The organism is Exiguobacterium sp. s125 (assembly GCF_018618605.1).
GTDB lineage: Bacteria > Bacillota > Bacilli > Exiguobacteriales > Exiguobacteriaceae > Exiguobacterium_A > Exiguobacterium_A oxidotolerans.
The window spans coordinates 1-8,044 of sequence record NZ_JACSMI010000012.1 but is presented as its reverse complement, the minus strand read 5'-3'; the positions used below and the strand labels follow the sequence as shown (position 1 = coordinate 8,044).

General features: G+C 47.1%; 6 protein-coding genes, 2 tRNA genes and 1 other annotated feature. Of the genes, 1 reads left to right on the top strand and 7 read right to left on the bottom strand.

All coding sequences use genetic code 11. The annotated features are described in order from the left end of the window. Position 1 precedes the first annotated feature (1 nt). The 6 genes from KNQ05_RS15400 to pdxS all read right to left on the bottom strand — a co-directional run bounded on the left by KNQ05_RS15400 (position 2) and on the right by pdxS (position 4,706). Positions 2–89, bottom strand: a tRNA-Ser gene (locus KNQ05_RS15400). A 35-nt stretch (positions 90–124) separates the two neighbouring features. Then, a tRNA-Ser gene (locus KNQ05_RS15395) sits at positions 125–215 on the bottom strand. Positions 216–352: 137 nt separating this feature from the next. Beyond that, positions 353–1,630 carry a serine--tRNA ligase gene (serS, locus tag KNQ05_RS15390; protein WP_088835956.1) on the bottom strand — a complete coding sequence of 426 codons (1,278 nt, stop codon included), beginning with the start codon at positions 1,628–1,630 and terminating at the stop codon, positions 353–355. A 61-nt stretch (positions 1,631–1,691) separates the two neighbouring features. Further along, positions 1,692–1,899, bottom strand: a binding site (T-box leader). Between the two features lie 12 nt (positions 1,900–1,911). Continuing rightward, a complete protein-coding gene (locus KNQ05_RS15385; protein ID WP_214771818.1) occupies positions 1,912–3,156 on the bottom strand; it encodes a D-alanyl-D-alanine carboxypeptidase family protein in 1,245 nt (414 codons plus the stop codon). A gap of 87 nt (positions 3,157–3,243) precedes the next feature. Next, a complete protein-coding gene (pdxT, locus tag KNQ05_RS15380) occupies positions 3,244–3,825 on the bottom strand; it encodes a pyridoxal 5'-phosphate synthase glutaminase subunit PdxT (RefSeq protein ID WP_088835954.1) in 582 nt (193 codons plus the stop codon). Beyond that, positions 3,819–4,706: a pyridoxal 5'-phosphate synthase lyase subunit PdxS gene (pdxS, locus tag KNQ05_RS15375; protein ID WP_369834776.1), complete on the bottom strand. Its 888-nt coding sequence runs from the start codon at positions 4,704–4,706 to the stop codon at positions 3,819–3,821. Before pdxS ends, pdxT begins: the two co-directional genes overlap by 7 nt. 129 nt (positions 4,707–4,835) lie before the next feature. On the opposite strand from pdxS, the gene pdxR reads away from it, so the two are divergent. Next, positions 4,836–6,227 (top strand): MocR-like pyridoxine biosynthesis transcription factor PdxR, encoded by a 1,392-nt coding sequence (pdxR, locus tag KNQ05_RS15370; protein WP_214806039.1) that lies wholly within the window; start codon positions 4,836–4,838, stop codon positions 6,225–6,227. A gap of 144 nt (positions 6,228–6,371) precedes the next feature. Here the strand turns inward: pdxR and guaB are convergent, their stop codons facing one another. Next, positions 6,372–7,838, bottom strand: coding sequence for an IMP dehydrogenase (guaB, locus tag KNQ05_RS15365; protein WP_029332179.1), 1,467 nt, complete (start codon positions 7,836–7,838; stop codon positions 6,372–6,374). Between the last annotated feature and the right edge of the window lie 206 nt (positions 7,839–8,044).

Sequence of the window (8,044 nt, the reverse complement as noted above, 5' to 3'; positions counted from 1 at the left end):
GAGGAGGCGGTGGGATTCGAACCCACGCACGGCTTTCGCCGCCTGACGGTTTTCAAGACCGTTCTCTTAAACCACTTGAGTACGCCTCCAAGTTATATGTAGTTTTCAGGTAAAAAAAAAGAAATGGAGGAGGCGGTGGGATTCGAACCCACGCACGGCTTTCGCCGCCTGACGGTTTTCAAGACCGTTCTCTTAAACCACTTGAGTACGCCTCCGTACTTATAATCGAGCAAATTGTAACGTGCTTGCCTTCCTGACATAAATTATAATAGCATCTTGGTTTTACTCTGTAAAGACCTTTTCTAAAAAAACTTTTTAAAAGTATAAAGGGGGAAGGCTCCCCCTTTTCTACTTATGCTTGAATCACTTTGAGTCCACCCATGTATGGACGAAGTACTTCTGGAATAATAACTGAACCATCTGCTTGTTGATAGTTCTCTAAGATTGCTGCGACCGTCCGGCCAACAGCAAGCGCAGAACCGTTTAATGTATGCACGAATTCCGGTTTTGCATTCGCTTCCCGGCGGAAACGAATTTGTGCCCGGCGCGCCTGGAAATCTTCAAAGTTTGAACAAGAAGAAATCTCGCGGTAAACGCCTTGGCTCGGCATCCAGACTTCGATATCGTATTTCTTCGCTGCTGTGAATCCAAGATCCGCTGTACACATGCTGAGGACTTGATACGGTAATTTCAATCGTTTAAGCACTTCTTCGGCTTGACCAGTCAACAGTTCAAGTTGTTCATAAGACTCTTCCGGCTTAACGAAACGAACGAGCTCCACTTTGTTGAATTGGTGTTGACGAATCAGGCCTCGTGTATCACGGCCGGCAGATCCGGCTTCTGAGCGGAAACACTGGCTGTATGCTGCATAACCGATCGGTAATTGGCTTGCTGCCAAGATTTCATCCCGGTGCATGTTCGTCACCGGCACTTCCGCTGTCGGCACGAGGAAGTAGTTCGTCTCTTCGACTTTGAACGCATCTTCTTCAAATTTCGGAAGTTGACCTGTTCCTGTCATTGATTCGCGGTTGACCATGAGTGGCGGTAAAATTTCCGTATAGCCGTTTTCATCTTGATGCATGTCCATCATGAAGTTGATTAACGCACGTTCGAGACGTGCACCTGCCCCACGATAGAAAACGAAGCGACTTCCTGTGACTTTCCCTGCCCGTTCCACGTCGACGATTTTTAATTGCTCCATCAAATCCCAATGCGGGACGGCGTCGAAGTCAAAGGCCGGTTTATCACCCACTTCACGGATGACGACATTATCATCCTCTGAAGAACCGATCGGGACGCTGTCATGCGGAATGTTCGGGATACCAAGCAACAGTTGATTCAACGTCGCTTCGACTTCGCGCAACTCGTCGTCGATTCCTTTAATCTCATCTCCGACAGTTCGCATCGCGGCAATTGCCTCGTCGGCATTTTCTTTATTGCGTTTGAGTTCTGCAATTTTTTTCGTCGCGTCATTTCGTTCTGCTTTTAAGACCTCGGTCCGGGCAATCAGTTCACGACGTTTTTCATCTAACGCGATGAACCGATTCATGTCCGTTAAATCTTCTCCGCGGTGTGCAAGTTTTTCTTGGATTGCGTCAAAATCCTGACGCAGACGTTTAATATCAATCATGTGTATTCCTCCTTTTTTTCAATAAAAAAAGGCAATCCATCCCTCTCCGGTATAAAAACCGAAGAGGGACGAATCACCTGGATCCGCGTTGCCACCCTCATTGCTAGTCGTACTAGCCAACTCAAAGACGCGATAACGGGCGTACCCGCACCTTGTTCGCAAGGTGTGCGATCCGGCTCGATTCAAGGCATCCTTCTGACTAGTTCACACCAACCACTAGCTCTCTTAACAGAATAAATTCCTTTACTTGGTCCGTTCATTGCATCGTTATGAGATTAGCTCTACTTTACACTATCCTGTTTGAGATTGACAAGTCCCGGTTTACGAATCGCATCATCAATTTTATCAGACCAGGCCGCAATCGCCCGGAACAAACGGGTCTTGAAGCTCGCCAAAGCGATTCGCTCCGCACTATAGAGAAGTGATCTCGGCACATCAAACCCCGGCAAGTACATGCCTTCATCCTTCACTTGAACCGTTCCGACACTTGCGCCATTCTTGATTGGAGCATGGGTCAGATTAAACGTAAATACGGGTGGACGGGTTGCTGCGTTCTTCGGCACCGTCACGTAAAGCGATGCATCCGTGATGACGTCATAGTCTGTTTCTTCCGCACCACGAATCGGGAAGACGTCTTTAATCCGCTCGCCTTTTCCGTAATAAGTCAACGGCTCAAACGATGAGAAGCCATAATCGAGTAACTTTTTTGTTTCTGCAAACCGCGCTTGATCGGATGTCGTCCGCATGACGACTGTAATGATCGTCATGTTATCTTTCGTCGCGACACCGGCAAAACAATATCCGGCAAGATCAGTCGTCCCTGTCTTCATCCCACGCATCCCGGGATACGCGTACTTTTGATCTTTCAACATCTTATCGGAGTTTTGGAGTGTGATGCCATCCAGTTTCATCGAAGAACGACTCGTGACATCTAAGACATCGGGATAATCTTTAATAAAACGAATGACGAGTAGTGCAATGTCGGTCGCTGTCATCAAGTTCGTCCCCGGTAAGGCTGCATCGACTGCATCGAGTCCCGATGCATTTGAGTATTCTGTATTGTCCATCCCAAATGTATTCGCCGTCTCATTCATCAGCTTGACGAATTTTTGTTCTGTTCCGGCAACGACTTCAGCAAGTAATACAGCCGCATCATTAGCTGACTTGATGAACGCTGCATCATAGAGCTCACGAACGGTATATGTACGATTGCTTAACGGCACCCGTGCCAATCCTGGTGTGCCTGCTAATTTGAGTACTTTTTGGCTTGGTTGAACTTTTTTGTTCCAGCTTAGTTTCTTTTGTTCGATTTGACGTCGGACTAAGTAAAGTGTCATCAATTTCGTCATCGAAGCCGGAGGTAAAGCCAAATCGGCTTGTTCTTCTAACAATACTTTACCGGTCACAGCATCGACCATGATGTAGGATTCTGCCTTGATCGTCGGTACCTCGGCATAACTCGTCACTGGGAGTAGACTCGTCGTCAGTAAAAGGACGCTCAAGAAGAGTATGAAAAGTCGTTTCATCGTTCCTCTCCTTCAATTCATTTATACCCTCAGTGTAGCATAAAAAAAGTATCCGACAGCTTGAACTGAAGGATACTTTTTTTGTCGTTAGATGACGTGAACCGAACGTTGCTGTTTTACTTTTTCAATAAAGTAACGATGCAAACAGGTATCGTTCGTTAATTCCGGATGAAACGAACAGGCGAGATGCATGTCTGTTTCGACGACGACGATCTCGTCGTCAATGCGAGCGAGAACGCGGGTCGCTTGATCGATTCGTTCGACATAAGGGGCTCGAATAAAGACAGCTTCAATGTCCGCCCCGATTCCGTCGACGGCTAGCATCGTTTCAAAACTGTCCACTTGGCGACCGAACGCATTTCGTTTCACTTTCATCGGGATTGCCCCGAGGTGAACATCTCCTTGTTCAAGTTCCGTCGCTAATAAAATCATCCCGGCGCACGTCCCGAACATCGGTAACGTCTTTATTTTTTGTCGAAGGGGCACAAGCAAGGCGTAGCGATCAATCAATCGGCGCATCGCTGTCGACTCACCACCGGGCAAGACAAGTCCGGCGATTCCTTCTAAATCTTCCGCCGATTTGATGATTCGTGTTTTTACACCGAGCGATGCCAACATCTCAAGATGTTCCCTGACTGCCCCTTGTAGACCAAGTACCCCGATTACCATCCTCGTGGTGCCATCCGTTCCTCAAACGGCATCGACGTGACATCAATCCCCTTCATTGCTGTTCCGAGACCTTTCGAGAGATACGCAATTCGTTCGAAGTCATCCCGGTACGTCACGGCTTCGACGATCGCTTTCGCAAATTTTTCCGGTTGCTCCGATTTAAAAATGCCTGAACCGACGAAAACACCGTCAGCTCCAAGATGCATCATCAATGCAGCATCTGCCGGCGTCGCGATTCCACCGGCAGCAAAGTTAACAACGGGTAGACGCCCTTCTTGCTGAATCATCCGTAAGACTTCGTAAGGTGCACCCCACTCCTTCGCCCGTGTCATCAACTCATCCGGATTCGTATGTAAAATCTGGTTGAGTTCAGCTTGAATTTTTCGCATATGCCGGACGGCTTCGACGACGTTACCCGTTCCCGGTTCGCCTTTTGTCCGAATCATCGCCGCACCTTCCGCAATTCGGCGAGCCGCCTCTCCTAAATCGCGCGCCCCACAAACGAACGGTACCGTAAACGTCGACTTCAACAGATGGTACTCTTCATCAGCCGGTGTCAGGACTTCACTCTCATCAATGAAATCGACCCCCATCGACTCAAGGATCCGTGCTTCGACGATATGGCCGATTCGGCATTTCGCCATGACAGGAATCGTGACGGCATTTACGACCTCTTCCGTGATGGTCGGATCTGCCATTCGTGCCACACCTCCATCTCGGCGAATATCAGACGGGACACGTTCGAGTGCCATGACGGCGACGGCACCGGCTGCCTCTGCGATTTTCGCTTGCTCGGCATTGACGACGTCCATGATGACGCCCCCTTTTTGCATCTCAGCCATTCCTCTTTTGACACGATCCGTTCCTTGTTGCCGTTCCATCATTCTAAATTCCCCCTTGAACAATTTGATTGATAGCTCCTTACTTACGTTTTAGTATAGTCTCGATTGACTATTTTAAAAGTATCAGTTTATGATGAAATGAACAGGTCAGTTTTAGGAGGTACTTCAATGGATATGTTATCGTTCGAGTTAATACGAGAGGGCAATAAGCCGTTATACGAGCAATTGTATCAACAGATTCGTCAAGAAATCATCGATGGACGTCTAGAGTATGGTGTCAAATTACCGTCAAAACGAAAACTCGGTCAGTTCTTGAACTTGAGTCAAACGACGATTGAGCTCGCCTATCAACAACTCGTCGCCGAAGGCTATGTCGAGTCAGTTTCAAGAAAAGGGTATTTTGTCTTAGCACACGAAGAGCTTGCTTATGTAAAGAAAATACCACTAGCAACGAAGCAATACCTTTCTCCGTCCACCTATATCCGTCATGATTTCCATCCGAGTAAAATCGATGGATCATCTTTTCCTTTTTCACGTTGGCGAAAACATGCGAAGGATGTCATCGATGAACATAATCAATCCCTTGTTTCTCTCGGACACCCGCAAGGCGATCTCGCCTTACGTGTTGAAATTGCGACCTACCTATATCACTCAAGAGGTGTCATCTGTTCGCCTGAACAAATCATCATTGGGTCTGGGGTCGAACAACTTTTGCCCCAACTGATTTTCCTGCTAGGACAACACGTCACCTACGGAATCGAAGATCCCGGTTATCATGCGACCAGACTCATTCTTGAGAATCATGGACGAACAGCAATCCCGATTCCGGTCGATCAAAGTGGTGTCAAAGTCTCGACTTTAAGTCAGACTGATGTGGATATCATGTATGTGACACCTGCCCACCAATTTCCGTCCGGAAGCATCTTATCCGTCAATCGGCGCCGGCAATTGGTGAACTGGGCTGCTGAATCCCCGACACGTTACATCATTGAGGATGACTATGACAGTGAGTTTCGTTATAGTGGCAAGTCGATTCCGTCACTCCACAGCATCGATAGTGAACGAGTACTTTATTTGAGCACCTTCTCCAAGTCGCTCATGCCTTCACTGCGGATTGGCTACATGGTCCTTCCGCCTTCTTTGCTTGAGCGCTATCAGACCGAACTCTCCTATTACACATGCAGTGTCTCACGTTTTGATCAAACGATTTTGACACGCTTTATGAAAGAAGGCGACTTCGAGAAACATTTGAATCGGATGCGAAAGATCTATCGGCGTAAGTTAGATATCGTCGTCAATTCGTTACGTGCTATCTCATCCCTGCGCTTGACCGGCGAAAGTGCGGGTTTGCATGTCGTCGTTTCTGTTACGAACGGGATGACGGAAGAAGAATTAGTCAGGCGAGCACACGACGCTTCAATTCAGGTCTATGGTTTATCCCAGTATGCACAACTTCCGTTAGAAGCAATGCACCCACAAATCGTGTTAGGTTTTGCAAGTCTATCGGAATCAGATCTTGAAGAGGGGCTTGGGGAGTTGTTACAGTCTTGGCAGTTGTAACAGCAGTCTTTCGGACTGTGAACAAAACCAGCTTGAACGTGTCCGTGATTTTCATATAGGCTATGTCGTGAAACACCTTGAGCCGCCTAACATCATTAATCTATAAACAAAAAAAGGCCCCGCATCATCTGCAGGGCTTTCTTTTTATTGGCGTGTATAGTTCGATGCTTCTTTTGTGATTTGAATGTCATGTGGGTGACTTTCTTGTAAGCCAGCACCCGTCATGCGGATGAATTGTGTGTCTTCTCGCAATTCTTCTAATGAAGCTGCTCCACAATATCCCATTCCTGAACGAATCCCACCAACGAGTTGATAGACAGAATCACCGAGTTTTCCACGGTAAGCGACACGACCTTCAATTCCTTCTGGAACGAATTTCTTATCTGCTTCTTGGAAGTAGCGATCTTGACTACCACGTTTCATTGATGCTTCAGAACCCATACCACGGTATGTCTTAAATTGACGACCTTGGTAGATCTCCATTTCGCCCGGGCTTTCTTCAACACCAGCAAGCAGACTACCTAACATGACCGCATGACCGCCAGCTGCAAGTGCTTTGACGATATCGCCCGAGTACTTAATTCCGCCGTCGGCAATGATGGAGACACCATGCTTACGGGCCTCTGTCGCACAATCAAAGACTGCAGTGATTTGTGGAACCCCCACTCCCGCAACGACACGTGTCGTACAAATTGAACCAGGTCCAATCCCTACCTTGACGACCGATGCACCAGCTTCAATTAAATCGCGTGTTGCTTCTGCGGTTGCAACGTTCCCAGCGATGATTGGAAGATTTGGATATTCATCACGAAGCTCACGTACTTTTAAGAGTACGCCTTCAGAGTGACCGTGTGCCGTATCGACGACGAGTGCATCGACGCCTGCATCAACAAGAAAACGTGCGCGAAGAGATGCATCTTTCGTGACACCGACAGCTGCAGCGACGAGAAGACGTCCGAATTGATCTTTTGCTGCATGTGGATATTGTTCGACTTTTTCAATATCCTTTGTTGTGATTAAGCCTTTTAATACACCGTTCTCATCAACGAGTGGTAACTTTTCAATGCGATGTTTGTGGAGAATTTGTTCTGCTTCTTCGAGTGACGTACCAACTGTAGCAGTGACGAGTTCTTCTGTCGTCATGACCGTCTCAATTACCGTCGAATAGTCTTTAACAAAACGAAGATCACGATTTGTTAAAATACCAACGAGTTTCCGTTCTGTTTCGTTGTTAACGATCGGAACACCAGAAATACGATATTTACTCATTAAATATTCAGCATCGTATACTTGGCGTTCAGGTGTAAGATAAAACGGATTCGTGATGACACCATTTTCAGAACGTTTGACGCGATCGACATGTTCTGCTTGGTCTTCCATCGACATGTTTTTGTGGACGACACCTAGACCGCCTTGACGTGCCATGGCAATCGCCATTGGTGCTTCCGTCACAGTATCCATTCCTGCACTGATCAACGGGATGTTCAGTGTAATCCCTTCGCATAAGGATACAGATAGATCGACGTCACGTGGTAAGACACTTGAACGACGTGGTACAAGCAAAACGTCATCAAACGTCAAGCCCTCTTTAGCAAATTTATTCTCCCACATGTTTATCCACTCGCTTTCTCTTTGATAAAAGAATATTGATGTTATGGTAACAAGGAGAAACAGTCATGTCAATGACTCCAGTAATAATCAGAACAGTCTGAAGTTTCACACAACACAAAAAGACCGACCTGCAAGATGCAGATCGGTCCTTTTCAATTGCCTGGCAACGTCCTATCCTCACAGGGGGAAGCCCCCAACTACTTTCG

Coding starts and splice junctions, on each gene's coding strand:
- serS (WP_088835956.1), bottom strand. CDS start 1,630: ATGATTGATATTAAACGTCTGCGTCAGGATTTTGACGCAATCCAAGAA.
- KNQ05_RS15385 (WP_214771818.1), bottom strand. CDS start 3,156: ATGAAACGACTTTTCATACTCTTCTTGAGCGTCCTTTTACTGACGACG.
- pdxT (WP_088835954.1), bottom strand. CDS start 3,825: ATGGTAATCGGGGTACTTGGTCTACAAGGGGCAGTCAGGGAACATCTT.
- pdxS (WP_369834776.1), bottom strand. CDS start 4,706: ATGGAACGGCAACAAGGAACGGATCGTGTCAAAAGAGGAATGGCTGAG.
- pdxR (WP_214806039.1), top strand. CDS start 4,836: ATGGATATGTTATCGTTCGAGTTAATACGAGAGGGCAATAAGCCGTTA.
- guaB (WP_029332179.1), bottom strand. CDS start 7,838: ATGTGGGAGAATAAATTTGCTAAAGAGGGCTTGACGTTTGATGACGTT.